Source organism: Mesorhizobium cantuariense (genome assembly GCF_042647205.1).
GTDB lineage: Bacteria > Pseudomonadota > Alphaproteobacteria > Rhizobiales > Rhizobiaceae > Mesorhizobium > Mesorhizobium cantuariense.
This window is the reverse complement of the sequence record NZ_JBHRVD010000001.1, coordinates 7,711,568-7,727,382: the sequence shown is the minus strand read 5'-3', so window position 1 is coordinate 7,727,382 and position 15,815 is coordinate 7,711,568. Positions and strand designations below refer to the sequence as shown.

The 15,815-nt window shown below is 64.1% G+C and carries 12 protein-coding genes; 5 read left to right on the top strand and 7 right to left on the bottom strand.

The annotated features are described in order from the left end of the window. Positions 1-9: 9 nt before the first annotated feature. A complete protein-coding gene (locus ACFOJ9_RS37610) occupies positions 10-1,299 on the bottom strand; it encodes an imelysin family protein (RefSeq protein WP_378987073.1) in 1,290 nt (429 codons plus the stop codon). Between the two features lie 434 nt (positions 1,300-1,733). Here ACFOJ9_RS37610 and ACFOJ9_RS37605 point away from each other — a divergent pair, with 434 nt between their 5' ends. Further along, on the top strand, positions 1,734-2,987 hold the full coding sequence (locus ACFOJ9_RS37605; RefSeq protein WP_378987070.1) for an NAD(P)/FAD-dependent oxidoreductase: 1,254 nt from the start codon (positions 1,734-1,736) through the stop codon (positions 2,985-2,987). A 37-nt stretch (positions 2,988-3,024) separates the two neighbouring features. After that, positions 3,025-3,255: a ribbon-helix-helix domain-containing protein gene (locus ACFOJ9_RS37600; RefSeq protein ID WP_378987068.1), complete on the top strand. Its 231-nt coding sequence runs from the start codon at positions 3,025-3,027 to the stop codon at positions 3,253-3,255. Positions 3,256-3,389: 134 nt separating this feature from the next. On the opposite strand, the gene ACFOJ9_RS37595 is transcribed toward ACFOJ9_RS37600, so the two are convergent. After that, on the bottom strand, positions 3,390-4,667 hold the full coding sequence (locus ACFOJ9_RS37595) for a 4-aminobutyrate--2-oxoglutarate transaminase (RefSeq protein WP_378987065.1): 1,278 nt from the start codon (positions 4,665-4,667) through the stop codon (positions 3,390-3,392). A 244-nt stretch (positions 4,668-4,911) separates the two neighbouring features. On the opposite strand from ACFOJ9_RS37595, the gene ACFOJ9_RS37590 reads away from it, so the two are divergent. The 3 genes from ACFOJ9_RS37590 to ACFOJ9_RS37580 are packed head-to-tail and all read left to right on the top strand — an operon-like array spanning position 4,912 to position 10,222. Next, positions 4,912-6,051 (top strand): efflux RND transporter periplasmic adaptor subunit, encoded by a 1,140-nt coding sequence (locus ACFOJ9_RS37590; RefSeq protein ID WP_378987062.1) that lies wholly within the window; start codon positions 4,912-4,914, stop codon positions 6,049-6,051. Beyond that, complete coding sequence (locus ACFOJ9_RS37585) at positions 6,048-7,124, top strand: efflux RND transporter periplasmic adaptor subunit (RefSeq protein ID WP_378987059.1); 1,077 nt, start codon at positions 6,048-6,050, stop codon at positions 7,122-7,124. The genes ACFOJ9_RS37590 and ACFOJ9_RS37585 overlap by 4 nt, the downstream gene beginning before the upstream one ends. Next, the gene (locus tag ACFOJ9_RS37580) at positions 7,124-10,222 is read left to right on the top strand and encodes an efflux RND transporter permease subunit (RefSeq protein ID WP_378987056.1); all 3,099 of its coding nucleotides are present in this window, start codon (positions 7,124-7,126) and stop codon (positions 10,220-10,222) included. Before ACFOJ9_RS37585 ends, ACFOJ9_RS37580 begins: the two co-directional genes overlap by 1 nt. An 85-nt stretch (positions 10,223-10,307) precedes the next feature. On the opposite strand, the gene ACFOJ9_RS37575 is transcribed toward ACFOJ9_RS37580, so the two are convergent. The 5 genes from ACFOJ9_RS37575 to ACFOJ9_RS37555 all read right to left on the bottom strand — a co-directional run bounded on the left by ACFOJ9_RS37575 (position 10,308) and on the right by ACFOJ9_RS37555 (position 15,744). Continuing rightward, positions 10,308-11,054, bottom strand: coding sequence for an ABC transporter ATP-binding protein (locus ACFOJ9_RS37575; protein ID WP_378987053.1), 747 nt, complete (start codon positions 11,052-11,054; stop codon positions 10,308-10,310). Continuing rightward, a complete protein-coding gene (locus ACFOJ9_RS37570; RefSeq protein WP_378987050.1) occupies positions 11,051-11,884 on the bottom strand; it encodes an ABC transporter ATP-binding protein in 834 nt (277 codons plus the stop codon). Before ACFOJ9_RS37570 ends, ACFOJ9_RS37575 begins: the two co-directional genes overlap by 4 nt. Before the next feature lie 10 nt (positions 11,885-11,894). Further along, positions 11,895-12,821: a nickel transporter permease gene (gene nikC, locus ACFOJ9_RS37565; protein WP_378987047.1), complete on the bottom strand. Its 927-nt coding sequence runs from the start codon at positions 12,819-12,821 to the stop codon at positions 11,895-11,897. 193 nt (positions 12,822-13,014) lie between these two features. Further along, entirely contained in the window at positions 13,015-14,082 is a 1,068-nt protein-coding gene (locus ACFOJ9_RS37560) for an ABC transporter permease (protein ID WP_378987044.1), read from the bottom strand. A gap of 18 nt (positions 14,083-14,100) precedes the next feature. Continuing rightward, positions 14,101-15,744: an ABC transporter substrate-binding protein gene (locus ACFOJ9_RS37555; RefSeq protein WP_378987041.1), complete on the bottom strand. Its 1,644-nt coding sequence runs from the start codon at positions 15,742-15,744 to the stop codon at positions 14,101-14,103. Between the last annotated feature and the right edge of the window lie 71 nt (positions 15,745-15,815).

Genomic DNA, 15,815 nt, shown 5'->3' with positions numbered 1-15,815 from the left:
TTTCGATCGTTACTTGAACACCTTGTCCGGTGCGTCGAGACTGTCGGACCCTTCGAAAGCGATGGTGCTGAGCTTCAGCGAGCCGACAGCCCGTTCGATCGACTTGGTCTGGTCGATCAGCGCGTCGATCGCCGCCTGCACGGTGGCATTGCCTTGCGTGTTGCCCTCGGCGATCTGCTGGTCATACGCCTCGCCGGCCAATGCCCGTGCCTTGATCGCTTCCATCTTGGCGACGGTGACATCGAGCTTGTCCGACAGTTCCTTGTCGATCGCCGGGTCGGCCGCCTTCACCATATCGGCCACCGACGGACCCGAAACGACGGTGCCGTCGGAGCGGGTGTAGCTGGCGTGATAGGCGGCGCGAATGCCGATGGCGTCATAGAGATGCGAGTTGTAGGTATTGTCGGAGAAGCAGTCATGCTCCTCTTCCGGATCATGCAGCAGCAGGCCGAGCTTCATGCGCTCGCCGGCCAGTTCGCCGTAGGACAGCGAGCCCATGCCGGTGAAGATCGTCGAGATGGCCGTGTTCGGCTCGCCGTCGACGAGGGTCTTGCGGGCGGCGCCGTCTTCCTTCCAGCTGCCGACCATCTCCTGCAGATCGGAAACCAGAAGGTCGCTTGCCGATTTCAGATACTGGGCGCGGCGGTCACAATTGCCGCCGGTGCAATTCTTGAGGTCGTAGTCGGTATAGGGGCGCTCCCCGGCACCCGGGCCGGTGCCATGCAGGTCCTGGCCCCAGAGCAGGAATTCGATGGCGTGATAGCCGGTAGCGACATTGGCCTCGATGCCGCCGGCTCCCTGCAGCGTACCGGAGAGGAACTCCGGCGTCAGGCTCGAAGCATCGACCTTCTTGCCGTTGATCTCGATCTCCTTGTTGGCGATCACATTGGCCGTATAGAGCGCGTTCGCGTCCGATTCGGTGCCGTAGCTCTTGGCGACATAGTCGATCAGGCCTTCGTCCAGCGGCCAGGAATTCACCTTGCCTTCCCAGTCGTCGACGATCTTGTTGCCGAAACGGTAGACCTCGGTCTGCTGGTAGGGCACACGCGATGCCTTCCATGCGTCGCGGGCAGCGTTGAGGGTTTCCACCGATGGCTTGGCGAGCAGCGCGTCGACTGCCTTGTCGAGCGTCTGCGCGGTTGTCAGCGAATCCTCATATTTGGCCAGCGCGATGTCGGAATAGGTCTTGATGACCGCCTTCGCATCGGTTTCGGCCTTGGCCGGCAACACGAACACCGCCGCCGTCAGCAGGGCCGTGACGCCGATCGCGGCAAGCCTGCCGCCATATCGTGCTGTCATCATAGCTCTCCAGTTTCTCGGAAATTTTGTAAAAGGCGCGCGCAGCAACGGGCGCCAGGCCATAGGCATGCCATTGAGCGCAAAAGATGCCGCGCCATCGCGCGGTTCGCGGAAGAAAGACACCAAAATGCCTCCAATCGAAAGGGTTCAAGGCCCAGACATTAAAGGGATGCGCTGACGCGCGAGCTTCCATAAAGCTGCGACATCGTCGGATGTCAATGACTATCCGTAGGAAAAGTCAATTGAAACAACAGTTTAGAATTATTCTAAACTACGACTGTCAACTTTATGCATCTTTCTGCACCGGTCTTGCAACTGAACTGTACGATTGACAGCCGCCATTCCGGGTGCGACCCGCAAAAGCTCTCTTGCGGCGGCGCCAGACAATTGCCACTTGGCGAGACGTCCTAGGATAGAAGCGGGATTGGAATGCGATGAAGAACGGTGTGGTCATTGTCGGCGCGGGTCATGCGGGCGTGCAAGCAGCCGCCAGTCTGCGCGAGGACGGCTATGACGGCCCGGTGATCCTCGTCGGTGACGAGAACGAGTTGCCCTACCACAAGCCACCGCTGTCGAAGACCTTCATCAAGGATGCCGAGGCCAAGCCGCAACCCTTGCGCGGCGAGGCCTTCTACACCGGCAGCGTCATCGACTACCGGCCGGGCGTCAGGATCGATCGCATCGATGCCGAGCGCCGCAGCCTGGAGATATCAGGCGGTGGCGCGCTCGCCTTCGACCACCTGATCCTGGCGACCGGCTCGCGCCCGCGCACCCTGCCGCTGCCCGGCTCGGACCTGTCCGGCGTGCTGTCGCTGCGCTCGCTGGCCGATGCGCGGCTGATCCGCGAGCTCAGCGCGCAGAGCGACGAGGTCGTCATCCTCGGCGGCGGCTTCATCGGGCTGGAGATCGCCGCGACGCTGCGGGCCGCCGGCCGCACGGTGACAGTTGTGGAAGCAGTCGACCGGCTGCTCGGCCGCGCCGTGGCACCGGTCGTGGCGAGCCATGTCCGGCAACGGCTGGAAGCGACAGGCGTGCGCATCCTCACCGGCACCTCGATTGCCAGGCTGGAGGGCGAAGGCGGCAATGTAGTGGCCGCGATCACCTCGTCAGGCGAAAGGCTGCCGGCACGCATGGTCGTCGTCGGCATCGGCGCCGTGCCGAATGTCGAACTGGCGCAGTCCGCAGGGCTCAGCATCGCCAACGGCATCCGTGTCGATCACCAGATGCGCACGTCGGTGCCGGAGATTCTCGCCATTGGCGATGCCGCCTCTTACCGACACTGGTTCACCGGCGGCGACGTGCGGCTGGAATCGGTGCAGAACGCCACCGACCAGGCGCGGCTTGCCGCGCGCACAATCACCGGCCATGCCGACGCCTATTCGGCGGTGCCATGGTTCTGGTCCGACATCGGCGACATGAAATTGCAAATGGTCGGCCTGACCGCCGGCGGCGACAGCCATGTCGTGCTGGGCGATCTGCCCGACAACAAATTCTCGATCTACCACTATGCCGGCGACCGGCTGCTCGGTATCGAATCGGTCAACCGTCCCGGCGACCACATGCTTGGCCGCAAGATGCTCGGCGCCGGCTTCTCGCCGACGCCGCAGACGATCGCGGCTGGCCCCGAGGGGCTGAAAGCGGCACTGGCTGCGTTTCAGAACATGGAGCCTGCCAAGGCCAGTGCGTAGGATTGCCAATTTTTGCCATACGCAACAAAATGCCTGAATGAGCGTCATCAAGATCTCACTTCCCGACAGTTTAAAGCATTTTGTCGATCAGCAAGTGACGGATCGCGGCTATGGCACGAGCAGCGAGTATGTACGTGAATTGATCCGCCACGATCGGGATCGTCAACTTCTGCGCGGTTTGCTCCTCGAAGGTGCATCATCCGCGCCGGGAGTTCCCGTTGATGATGACTATTTTGCCGCGCTGCGAAAACGAGCGCAGGGCCAATAATCAAGCGCTATCCATATCTGATCTTCGGATTCTGGACGCCAAGATGGACATTCCAGCCTGGTTACAGAATCCAAGCTCCTGACGGCACGTTCACCCGCTCGCGCAGGCCGTCAGGAGAAATGGGCGCTGCCCTTTCAGGCGGCGCAGACTTCGCGGATCGAGCTTTCCAGAATGTCGAGCGCCTCGTTCATGACGCTGTCCTGGATGGTGATCGGCGCCAGGAAGCGGATGACGTTGCCGTAAACACCGCAGGTCAGCAGGATCAGGCCCTTGTCGAGTGCCTTCAGGCGGATCGCGTTGGCGATCTCGGCCGACGGCAGGCCCTTCTTGACGTCGTTGAACTCGACCGCGTTCATGAAGCCGAGGCCTCTGATGTCGACGATCTCCGGCACGTCGTCGCGGATCGATTGCAGCCGCTGCTTCAGCCTTGCACCCAGCGTGTTGGCGCGGTCGCACAGCTTTTCGTCCTCGATCACGTCGAGCACGGCGTGCGCCGCGGCGACGCCGATCGGGCTGCCGCCATAGGTGCCGCCGAGCCCGCCGGGGCCGGGCGCATCCATGATTTCGGCGCGGCCGGTGACCGCGGCCAGCGGGAAACCGCCGGCCAGGCTCTTGGCCATGGTGGTGATGTCGGCCGCCACCTCATGGTGATCCATCGCAAACATCTTGCCGGTGCGAGCAAAGCCGGTCTGCACTTCGTCGGCGATCAGAAGCATGCCGTGCTGGTCGCAGAGCTTGCGCAGCGCAACCAGGAACTCGCGCGGCGCGTCGTAGAAGCCGCCCTCGCCCTGAACCGGCTCGATGATGATGGCAGCGACACGGGCCGGGTCGACATCGGCCTTGAACAGCCGGTCGAGTGCTGCCAGCGAATCGGCTGTAGACACACCGTGCAGCGGCACCGGGAACGGCGCATGGTAGACGTCGCCCGGCATGGCGCCGAAGCCGACCTTGTAGGGCACGACCTTGCCGGTCAGTGCCATGCCCATGAAGGTGCGGCCATGGAAGCCGCCGGCGAAGGCGATGACCGCCGGGCGGCCGGTGGCGTTGCGGGCGATCTTGATTGCGTTCTCGACCGCCTCGGCGCCGGTGGTGACGAAGATCGTCTTCTTCTCGAATTTGCCGGGCAGCATGCCGTTCAGCCGTTCGGCCAGCCGCACATAGCTCTCATAGGGCACCACCTGATGGCAGGTGTGGGTGAAGCGGTCGAGCTGCGCCTTGACCGCCTCGATCACCTTCGGGTGGCGGTGACCGGTATTGACGACGGCGATGCCCGACGAGAAATCGATGTAGCGGCGGCCTTCGACATCCCAAATCTCCGAATTCTCAGCCCGGTCGGCATAGATCTGCGTGGTCATGCCGACGCCGCGGGAGATCGACTGGTTCTTGCGTTCGGAAATGGCTGAATTCTTCATGGTATCCTCATCGGGCCGGCGCCCGTTCTTGTTTGATGCCGCTGACACGTCTTCTGGCCTTATTTCACGTTTTCCTCAAGTCGGCACCACCGGCAGGCGATTGGGCCTGTGGCAGGCAGATCCACGCCCTTGACCAGTCGAGCGATCCGCGTACGAGAGCGGTTTCCTTTTTCCGGGGATCGATTATCCTCCTGATGTCCGCAAGGTGTCGCGCTCAGCGAGCGGCCCGCGGCTGGGGGAGCCCATGAGCAGGAACGCGACATCGTCCGTCTCGCCGCCATCGGTCCAAGCTCCCGGCCTTTTGTCTTTTCCAGCCGCTTCGACGATCTTCGCCTGCACGGCGGTGCTGCTGCTGTCCGGCTGCCAGAAGCAGGAGGCAGCGGCCAAAAAACTGCCCATCATGGTGCGCACCGAGACGGTGGCGATGGCCGACTATGCGCCGAGAACCTCGCTGACCGGCGTGATCGCCGCGCGCACGCTGAACAATCTGTCGTTCCGCGTCGGCGGCCGCGTCGCCGAGCGGCTCGTCGATGTCGGCCAGCATGTCGACCAAGGCGCGGTGCTTGCCCGCATCGACCCGCAGGAGCAGGAATCCGATCTGCGTTCGGCGCAAGCCGATCTCGATGCCGCGCAGGCGCAGCTGACCCAGTCCGCCGCCGCCTTCGAGCGGCAGAAGACACTGCTATCCCAAGGCTTTACCACGCGGCGCGACTATGACGCGGCCGACCAGGCGCAGAAGGTGGCGCAAGGCAGCGTCGATGCCGCACAGAGCGCATTCGCCAATGCCCAGCAAAACCTGTCCTTCACCGAACTCAAGGCAGGAGCCGCCGGCGTGATCACCGCCCGGCAGGTCGAAGCCGGCCAGGTTGTGCAAGCGGCGCAAACCGTCTTCACCGTCGCCGAGGACGGCGACCGGGACGCGGTGTTCAACGTGCAGGAGACGCTGGTTGCCAGGACACCGGCTACTCCGGCGGTGACGATCACATTGTTGTCCGATCCACAGGTCAGGGCGACGGGCAAGGTGCGCGAAATCTCGCCGGCGGTTGATCCTGCTTCCGGTTCGATCCGGGTCAAGGTCGGAATTCCCGACACGCCCGCCGGCATGCCGCTGGGAGCAGCCGTCATCGGCTCGGTCAGCGCCAAGCCGGCAAAGGCGATCCTGCTGCCCTGGCAGGCGCTGACGTCCAGCGCCGGCAAGCCGGCAGTCTGGATCGTCGACCCCTCGACCAAGGCGGTGACGATGGCGCCGGTCGAGGTGCTGGCGTTCGATTCCGGCACGGTGGCGATTGCCAAGGGACTGAACGAGGGCCAAAGCGTCGTCACCGCGGGCGGACAGTTCCTCAGCCCCGGACAGACCATCGAGATATCCGGAGCGGGCCAATGAGCCGGCTGCCATCCCTCCTGCTCGGTATGTTCATGCTTGGCGCGCTCGCGTCCTGCTCCAAGTCCGATGAAAAGCCGCCCGAAATCATCCGGCCGGTGCTGTCGGTGGTGGTCGAGCCGCGCACCACCCAGATCTTCGGCTTTGCCGGCTCGGTCGAGCCACAGGTCAGCGCCGACCTCGCCTTCCGCCTGCTTGGCCGGGTCGTGTCGCGCGACGTCAAGGTCGGAGACATCGTCGCCAAGGGTACGACCATCGCCGCGCTCGACCCGACCGCACTGGAACTGGCCGTCCAGGCGGCCAAGGCGGAGCTCTCCAATGCCGAGGCGCAGTTTGCCAACGCCGCCGCCAGCGAGGAACGCCAGCGCCAGCTGCTTGCCGCCGCCAACACCTCCCAGGCGGTCTTCGATACCGCGCAGCAGGCGCGAAAAGCGGCCAAGGCAAGCGTCGAGCGGGCCAAGGCCTCACTCGCCAAGTCGCAGGAGCAGCTTGGCTATGCCCGGTTGTTCTCGGACTTCGACGGCGTCGTCACCGCCGTCGGCGCCGAGGTCGGCCAGACGGTCTCGCCCGGCCAGACGGTCGTCACGGTGGCGCGCTCGGACCTGCGCGAGGCGGTGGTCGACATTCCCGACCAATTGACCGGCGACCTTACGGCCGGCACGCCGTTCCAGATCATCCTGCAATCGCTGCCGACGATCCGGACCGAGGCCAAGCTGCGCGAGATCGCGCCGCAGTCCGAGGGCTCGACCCGCACCCGGCGCGTCAAGCTGACGCTCACCGATCCGCCGCAGGCCTTCCGGCTCGGCTCGACGGTGACAGCGACGCGCATGACCAAGGTGACGCCGACGATCGAACTGCCCCGGTCGGCGCTGCTCGAGAAGGACGGTTCCGACAAGGTTTGGGTCGTCGACCCGCAGACATCGAGCGTGAGCGCGAAGGAGATCAAGGTGGCCGCCAAGGGTGCCTCCACCTTCACCGTCGCCGAAGGGCTTGAGGCCGGCATGCGCGTGGTCACCGCAGGCGTCCACAGCCTGAACGAAGGCCAGAAGGTCAAAGTGCCGGAGGGCGGCGTCTGATGAAGGGCTTCAATCTCTCCGACTGGGCGCTCAGCCACCGCTCCATGGTCTGGTATTTCATGCTGGTCTTCGTGGCGGCCGGCATCTTCTCCTACCTCAATCTCGGCCGCGAGGAAGACCCCAACTTCACCATCAAGACGATGATCATCCAGGCCAACTGGCCCGGCGCGTCGGTCAAGGAGACCGTGCAGCAGGTGACCGACCGTATCGAGAAGAAGCTCGAGGAGCTCGACAGCCTCGACTTCACCAGATCCGTCACCACCGCCGGCCAGACCGTCATCTTCGTCAACCTGAAGGACACCACCAAGGCGCGCGATGTCGTGTCGAACTGGATTCAGGTGCGCAACATGGTCAACGACATCGCGGCACAGTTCCCGCAAGGCGTGCAGGGACCGTTCTTCAACGACCGCTTCGGCGATGTCTACGGCAACATCTACGCCTTCACATCGGACGGGCTGACGCCACGCCAGCTGCGCGACTATGTCGAGGATGCCCGCACCAAAATCCTCACAGTGCCCAATGCCGGCAAGGTCGATCTGGTCGGCGCCCAGGACGAGGCGATCTATCTCGAATTCTCGACCCGCCAGATCGCGGCACTCGGCCTCAACCAGCAGGCGATCGTAGCGAGTCTGCAGGCACAGAACGCGATCACGCCGTCCGGTGTCATCCAGTCCGGGCCGGAGCGCATCAGCGTGCGCGTCGGCGGCCAGTTCACCTCCGAGGACAGCCTTCGCGCCATCAATCTGCGCGTCAACGACCGCTTCTTCAGGCTGAGCGACGTGGCGACGATCACGCGCGGCTATGCCGATCCCCCGACGGCGCTGTTCCGTTTCAACGGCCAGGACGCGATCGGGCTCGCCATCGGCATGAAACCCAACGCCAATCTGCTCGAATTCGGCGAGGCGCTGCACAAGGAGATGAACAAGGTGCTGGCCGGCCTGCCGGTCGGCGTCGGCGTGCATCTGGTCGCCGACCAGCCCGTCATCGTCGAGGAGGCCGTCTCGGGTTTTACCCGCGCCCTGCTCGAGGCGGTGGCCATCGTGCTCGCGGTGTCGTTCATCAGCCTCGGCATGCGCGCCGGCTTCGTCGTTGCGCTCTCGATCCCGCTGGTGCTGGCCATCACCTTCACGGTCATGGCCTATCTCGGCATTTCACTGCAGCGCATCTCGCTTGGGGCGCTGATCATCGCGCTCGGGCTGCTGGTCGACGACGCGATGATCGCTGTCGAGATGATGGTGGCGCGGCTGGAGGTCGGTGACAATCTGCGCAAGGCGGCGACCTATGTCTACACCTCGACCGCCTTCCCGATGCTGACCGGCACGCTGGTGACGGTCGCCGGCTTCATCCCGATCGGCCTCAACAACAGCGCCGCCGGCGAATACACCTTCACGCTGTTCGTCGTCATCGCCGTTTCGCTTTTGGTGTCATGGATCGTGGCGGTGCTTTTTGCGCCATTGCTTGGCGTCACCATCCTGCCGGCGACGATGAAGACGAAACACCACGACCAGCCGGGGCGCTTCACCTCGCTGTTCCGGCGCGTGCTTGTCGGCTCGGTGCGCCATCATTGGCTGACCATCATCGCCACGGTGCTGTTGTTTGCCGCCTCGATCGCCGGCTTCGGTCTGGTGCAGCAGCAGTTCTTCCCGCCCTCCGACCGGCCCGAGCTGATCGTCGACTGGAACCTGCCGCAGAATTCGTCGATCGCCGAGACGCGCGACCAGATGGAGCGCTTCGAGCAGCGGGCGCTGGTTAGCAATCCCGACATCGACCATTTCTCGTCCTATATCGGCCAGGGGGCGGTGCGCTTCGTGCTGGCCTACGACGTGCAGCCGGCCAACCCCTATTTCGGCCAGACCGTGATCGTCACCAAGAGCATCGAAGCCCGCAACCGGATCAAGCCGGCTTTGGAGAAGCTGCTGCGCGAGGAGTTCGTTGGCACCGACGCCTTCGTCAAGCTGCTCGAACTCGGGCCGCCGGTCGGCCGTCCGGTGCAGTACCGCGTCGGCGGACCCGACATCCAGACGGTGCGCGAGGTGGCGCAGCAATTCGCCGGCGTCATCTCGGCCAATCCTAAGCTCGCCGCGCCGACCTTCGACTGGAACGAACCGCAACGCGTGCTGAGAGTCGACGTGCTGCAGGACAAGGCACGCCAGCTCGGCATCACTTCCTCCGACATCGCCAGCGCGCTCAACAGCACGGTCGGTGGCGCCACGGTCACGCAGGTGCGCGACGCCACCTATCTCATCAACGTCGTGGCGCGTTCACGCGATGCCGAACGTGGCTCGATCGGGACGCTGCAGAACATGCAGCTGCCGACCAGCACCGGCGAGGCCATCCCGCTCGCGGCCGTCGCCAATTTCCGCTACGACCTCGAACAGCCGACCGTGTGGCGACGCGACCGCATTCCGACGATCACCGTGCGCGCCGGACTGGTCGGAGACACACTGCCGGCCACCGTGGTCAACGAGCTGAAGCCATCGGTCGATGCGTTCATCGCCAAGCTGCCGCCGGGCTATTCGGTCGAAACCGCCGGCTCGGTCGAGGAAAGCGTCAAAAGCCAAGGTCCGATCGCGGCCGTGGTGCCGCTGATGCTGTTCGTCATGGCGACCATCCTGATGATCCAGTTGCAGAGCTTCCAACGGCTGTTCCTGGTTGTGGCGGTGGCGCCGCTCGGCCTGATCGGCGTGGTGGCGGCGCTGGTGCCCAGCGGCGCACCACTTGGCTTCGTTGCCATCCTCGGCGTGCTGGCGCTGATCGGCATCCTGATCCGCAACTCAGTGATCCTGATCGTACAGATCGAGGATCTCGTGCGGGAGGGCAAGGACCGCTGGGCCGCTGTCATCGAAGCGACGGAACACCGCATGCGGCCGATCGCGCTGACGGCGGCGGCAGCCAGCCTGGCGCTGATCCCGATCGCACGTGAAGTGTTCTGGGGACCGATGGCCTATGCCATGATGGGCGGCATCATCGCCGGCACGGCGATCACGCTGCTGTTCCTACCGGCGCTTTATGTCGCGTGGTTCCGGATCAAGGAGCCGAAAGCGGCCGAGGGCGCCAGCGTCCAGGAGAAAACGGTGCCGCAAGGTGGAGCGGCCTGAGCCGCAAAACACGATCGCCGAGTTCCCGCCCACCCCCCTCTGTCCTGCCGGACAGAGGGGGTGTGACGGAACGCGACCTCCGGAACTACGCCCTCACAAACCCATCGCTGGCCCGCAAGAGATTGCGCGTATAATCCTTCGTCACGCGGCGCTCGACGAGATCTGCCGCCGCCAGATTCTCCACCGCCTCGCCGCTTTGCATCACCATCAGCCGCGCGCACATATGGGTGATGATGGCGAGGTCGTGGCTGACCATCAGGAAGGTCAGCTTGCGCCGCCGGCGGACTTCTTCCAGCAGGTTGAGCACTTCCGCCTGCACCGAGGCATCGAGTGCCGAGGTCGGTTCGTCGAGCAGCAGGATCGACGGTTCGAGGATGAGCGCACGTGCGATCGCCACGCGCTGGCGCTGGCCGCCCGACAATTGGTGCGAGTAGCGAAAGCGAAAGCCGTTGCCGAGGCCGACCTCGTCGAGCGCCCGCTGGATGCGCTTTTCACCGTCGGCAAAGCCATGGATCGCGAGCGGCTCCTGCAACAGCCGATCGACGGTCTGGCGCGGGTGCAGCGAACCGTAGGGATCCTGGAACACCATCTGCACTTCGCGGTAAAACGCCTTGTCGCGACGCGGCCCGAGAGTCTTGCCATTGACGGCGATGCTGCCCGAAGCGACCGACGCAAGGCCGGCGATTGCCCTGAGCAGCGTCGATTTGCCGGAGCCGGATTCGCCGACCAGGCCGAAGGATTCGCCCGGCTGCACGTCGAGGCTGACACCCTTCAGCGCGCGAAAACGGTCGAAGATCACTTCCAGCCTGTCGACGGCAATCGCAGAAGTCATGCCGCCCACTCCGGCTTGCGGTCGAGCACCGGCAGCGGGTGACGGTCGGCGCCAATCTTGGGCATGCAGTTGAGCAGGCCGCGCGTGTAGGGATGCTGAGCACGGCCGAGTTCTGACGCCTTGAGCTGCTCGACGACCTTGCCGGCATACATGACGATGACGCGGTCGCAGAAGGACGAGACCAGGCGCAGATCGTGCGAGATGAAGATCAGCCCCATGCCGCGCTCGCTGACCAGCCTGTCGAGGATGCCTAGCACATCGAGCTGCACCGTGACGTCGAGCGCCGAGGTCGGCTCGTCGGCGATCATCATTTCCGGCCCAGCGATCAGCATCATGGCGATCATGGCGCGCTGGCCCATGCCGCCGGACACTTCATGCGGATGAAGGTCGAAGACGCGAGAGGGATCACGGATCTGCACCGCCTCCAGCATCGCCAAAGCACGGTCGCGCGCCTCGGCCTTGCCGACTTTCTCATGCGTACGTAGCGTCTCGACGATCTGGCGGCCGATGCTCATCACCGGGTCGAGCGAATATTTCGGATCCTGCAGGATCATGGCGATGCGTTTGCCGCGCAGCTTCCGGCGTTCGCGTGGCGAGACGCTGAGCAGGTCGATGCCGTCGAAGGCGAGCTTGTTGGCCGATATCCGGGCCTGCGGCGGCGTCAGACCCATGATGGCGCGGCCGGTTTGCGACTTGCCCGAGCCGGACTCGCCGACGATGCCGAGCCGCTCGCGGCCAAGCGAGAAGGAGACGCCGCGCACCGCCTCGATCAGCCCGGTGCGGGTCGGGAAGGTGACGCGCAGATCATCGACGTCGAGAAGCGCGCTCATTGGTCACCACTCATTGGTCCCCGCTCCGCGGATCGAGCGCGTCGCGCAGTCCGTCGCCAAGCAGATTGAAGCCAAGGCTGACGATGAGGATGGCGAAGCCCGGCGCACCAGCCACCCACCACTGGTCGAGCACGAAGCGGCGGCCTGAAGCGATCATTGTGCCCCATTCCGGCAGCGGCGGCTGCGCGCCGAGGCCGAGGAAACCGAGGCCGGCGGCGGTCAGGATGATGCCGGCCATGTCGAGCGTCACCCGGATGATCAGCGACGAGATGCAGAGCGGCATGATGTGGCGCAGCACGATGCGGAAGGGCGAGGCGCCCATCAGTTGCACCGCCTTGATGTAATCGGAATTGCGCACGGTCAGCGTCTCTGCCCGCGCGATGCGGGCGTAGGGCGGCCATGAGGTGATGGCGATGGCCAGCACGGCATTCTCGATGCCGGGGCCAAGGGCGGCGACAAAGGCCAGCGCCAGGATGAGCTTGGGAAAGGCGAGGAAGATATCGGTGATGCGCATCAGGATGGCGTCGGTCCAGCCGCCGGCATAGCCGGCAACGGTGCCGACCAGAAGGCCGATGGGTGCTGCGATGATGGCAACCAGGATCACCACATAAAGCGTCCAGCGCGAGCCGTAGAGGATACGCGACAGGATATCGCGACCGAGATCGTCGGTGCCGAACCAATGCTCGGCACTCGGCGCCAGCAGACGTGCATTCTTCAAGTCGCCGAATGTCGGCGAATAGGGCGCCAGCACGCCGGCAAAGGCAGCAACGACCAACAGGGCAATGATGATGAGCAGGCCGAGAAACGCCAGCCGGTTGGCGGAAAAGCGCCGCCACGCCACATAGGCGCGGCCGAGCCTCGCCTGGGTGCGCGACGCCGGCCGCTCGCTGAGCAGCCAGTCGCGGCGAGAGAGAGGGCGGGCGTCGGAGGCGGTCATGACGATGCCTCTTGGGGCTGTCGACCCCCACTCCGGTCTGCTTCGCAGACCACCTCTCCCCCGTTCGACGGGGGAGAGGAAAGGCGCCAAGCGTGCGACCGACTTTTCCTCTCCCCCGGGCAGGGGGAGAGGTGGCCCGAAGGGCCGGAGTGGGGGTGATTGGCCGCAGCTGGGCCCGAAAGGATATCTCTGCTCATCTTACCTTCGTCCTCGGATCGAGTACGCGGTAGAGCAGGTCGGACAGAAGGTTGATGGCGATGAACACCGAGCCGATGACTATGGTGCCGCCGAGCACGGCATTCATGTCGGCGTTCTGCAAGGAATTGGTGATGTAGAGGCCGATGCCCGGCCACGAGAACACGGTTTCGGTCAGCACCGAGCCTTCGAGCAGCCCGGCATAGGAGAGTGCGATCACCGTCACCATCGGCACCGCCGCGTTGCGCAGCGCGTGGCCCCAGATGATGCGGGTTTCCGACAGGCCCTTGGCGCGCGCCGCGACGATGTATTCCTGCGACAGTTCGTTGAGCATGAACGAGCGCGTCATGCGGCTGATATAGGCAAGCGAGAAATAGCCGAGCAGCGAGGCCGGCAAGATGATGTGGCGGAAGGCATCGTAGAAAACATCCCACTGCCCCTGCCACAGGGAATCCAGGAGATAGAAGCCGGTGATCGGCGTGAAAGTGTATTCGTAGACAACGTCGAGCCGCGCCGGGAAGGCGACCCATTGCAGCTTGGCGTAGAACAGCACCAGCGCCAGCAGGCCGAGCCAGAAGATCGGCACGGAATAGCCGATCAGGCCGATGATGCGCACGATCTGGTCGATGAGGCTGCCGCGCTTGACCGCCGCCAGCACGCCAAGCGGCACGCCAAACAGCGCCCCGATCAGCGTTCCCAGCGTCGCCAGTTCCGTGGTTGCCGGCAGCGCCCGGCGAATGTCGGTCATGACCGGATTGGTGGTCAGCACCGAGGTACCGAAATTGCCATTCAGGGCATTCTTAACATAGATGTAGAACTGCTCGATCAGCGGCAGATCGAGGCCCATCTCGCGGCGCGTGCGCTCGACGACATTGGCCGGCGCGCGATCACCCAGCACCGCCAGCACCGGGTCGATCGGAATCACACGGCCGATGAAGAAGGTGACCGCGAGCAGACCAAGATAGGTCGTGATCGCGATGACCAGGAAGCGGCCAAGCGATGATGCAATAGCGACGGCGCGGGCGCTGCCGCGCCCGGCCTTCACTTCGTTTTCAACCGTGCTCATGCGGCGTGTCCGCGAGCACTATTCCTTGGACACCGGCCCGACGAAATTGCTGTCGAAGCTCGGGCCGAGCGCGAAACCCTTGAGGTTCTTGCGCAGGCCGGCGACTTCCAATTGCTGGTGGATGACGACGAAGGGGCTGGTGTCGAGGATCTTCTTCTGGAGATCCTTGTACATGTCGGCGCGTTTGCCGGCGTCCTTCTCGAGCAGCGCCGCTTCCGTCTCCTTGGTCAGGTCCGGAATGTCCCAGGCGTTGCGCCAGGCGAGCGTCTTGGACTTGCCTGCATCCGAATTGTCCGGGTTCGAGGCAAAGGTCTGGGCATTGGAGTTCGGATCGAAATAATCCTGGCCCCACTGGCCGATATAGATGTCGTGATTGCGGGCGCGGTATTTGGTCAGCGTCTGCTTGCCGTCGCCCGGAATGATCTCGAGCTTGATGCCGGCTTGGCCAAGCGTCTGCTGGATCGATTCCGCCATGCCGGTCGTCGGCTGGCCGGTGCGTACATCCATGGTTACGCTGAAGCCGTCGCCCAGGCCCGCCTTGGCCAGCAATTCCTTGGCCTTGGCGACGTCGAGCTTGAACGGATTCTCGTCCAGCTCGCCGAGCACGCCCTTGGGCAGGAAGGTCTGGTGGATTTCGCCGATGCCCTTGAGGATGGTCGAGCTCAACGCATCATAATCGACCAGATATTTGATCGCCTGGCGGACCTCCGGCTTGGCGAGGTTGGCGTTCTTCTGGTTGAGGCTGATGTAGTAGACCGTGCCCTTCGGCGCGCTGGTGGTGGTGAGGTCGGCGTTCTTGGCAATGGCGTCGAGGTCGTTCGGCTCGAGGTTGCGGGCAACATCGATGTCGCCGGCTTCGAGGGCCAGGCGCTGGGCCGAGCTTTCCTTCATGTTGCGATAAATGACGCGGGCAAGCTTGGCCTTCTCGCCGTGGTAATTGTCGTTGCGCTCCATGACGACGGCTTCGTTGGCACGCCATTCACGCAGCTTGAACGCACCGGAGCCGGCATAGCCGGTCTTCAGCCAGGCGTTGCCGAAATCATTGTCCCATTTGTAGTCGGCGCTCGGCGTGACCGCCGCGACATGTTCCTTAACCAGCTTGGCATCGACCACCGATGCAACGGTCGCCGACAGGCAGTTCAGCACGAAGCTCGGCGCATAGGCCTTGTCGACGGTGAACTGGAAGGTGCTGTCGTCGACCGCCTTGGCCTTTTCGGTGACGTTGTCGCCGCTGATGCCGAACTGGCCGATGATGAAGGCCGGGCTCTTGTCGAGCTTGACGGCGCGTTCGAACGACCAGGCGACGTCGGCCGCGGTGATCGGATTGCCGGAGGCGAATTTGAGGCCGGGCTTGAGCTTGAAGGTGTAGGTCAGGCCATCGTCGGAGACGGTCCAGCTTTCGGCGAGGTCGCCCTTGACCTTGGAGGTGTCGCCGAGGTCGAGACGGACCAGCAGATCATAGGTATTGCCAGTAACCTCGGCGGTCGACAGCTCGAACGCCTCGCCTGGATCCATCGAGATGATGTCGTCGATCGCGAAACCTTCAACCAGCGTGTCGGCGGGCGTGACCGCACCGGCTGGCGCGCCGGCCAGAAGCAGCGCGGACATGGCGGCACCCGCGAGCAAGAAGCGGGAGCGTAGAGCAAACTTTTCCATCATCATCGTGATTGTTCCCTGTTTTGTTGATCCCTGAGTTCCCGGCTCAGGATTGCAGTATTCTTTTCGAGGCCGAC

What these genes read in the sequence shown, in the direction of transcription:
- ACFOJ9_RS37610 (WP_378987073.1), bottom strand. Translation starts at nt 1,299, where the DNA reads ATGACAGCACGATATGGCGGCAGGCTTGCCGCGATCGGCGTCACGGCC.
- ACFOJ9_RS37605 (WP_378987070.1), top strand. Translation starts at nt 1,734, where the DNA reads ATGAAGAACGGTGTGGTCATTGTCGGCGCGGGTCATGCGGGCGTGCAA.
- ACFOJ9_RS37600 (WP_378987068.1), top strand. Translation starts at nt 3,025, where the DNA reads ATGAGCGTCATCAAGATCTCACTTCCCGACAGTTTAAAGCATTTTGTC.
- ACFOJ9_RS37595 (WP_378987065.1), bottom strand. Translation starts at nt 4,667, where the DNA reads ATGAAGAATTCAGCCATTTCCGAACGCAAGAACCAGTCGATCTCCCGC.
- ACFOJ9_RS37590 (WP_378987062.1), top strand. Translation starts at nt 4,912, where the DNA reads ATGAGCAGGAACGCGACATCGTCCGTCTCGCCGCCATCGGTCCAAGCT.
- ACFOJ9_RS37585 (WP_378987059.1), top strand. Translation starts at nt 6,048, where the DNA reads ATGAGCCGGCTGCCATCCCTCCTGCTCGGTATGTTCATGCTTGGCGCG.
- ACFOJ9_RS37580 (WP_378987056.1), top strand. Translation starts at nt 7,124, where the DNA reads ATGAAGGGCTTCAATCTCTCCGACTGGGCGCTCAGCCACCGCTCCATG.
- ACFOJ9_RS37575 (WP_378987053.1), bottom strand. Translation starts at nt 11,054, where the DNA reads ATGACTTCTGCGATTGCCGTCGACAGGCTGGAAGTGATCTTCGACCGT.
- ACFOJ9_RS37570 (WP_378987050.1), bottom strand. Translation starts at nt 11,884, where the DNA reads ATGAGCGCGCTTCTCGACGTCGATGATCTGCGCGTCACCTTCCCGACC.
- nikC (WP_378987047.1), bottom strand. Translation starts at nt 12,821, where the DNA reads ATGACCGCCTCCGACGCCCGCCCTCTCTCTCGCCGCGACTGGCTGCTC.
- ACFOJ9_RS37560 (WP_378987044.1), bottom strand. Translation starts at nt 14,082, where the DNA reads ATGAGCACGGTTGAAAACGAAGTGAAGGCCGGGCGCGGCAGCGCCCGC.
- ACFOJ9_RS37555 (WP_378987041.1), bottom strand. Translation starts at nt 15,744, where the DNA reads ATGATGATGGAAAAGTTTGCTCTACGCTCCCGCTTCTTGCTCGCGGGT.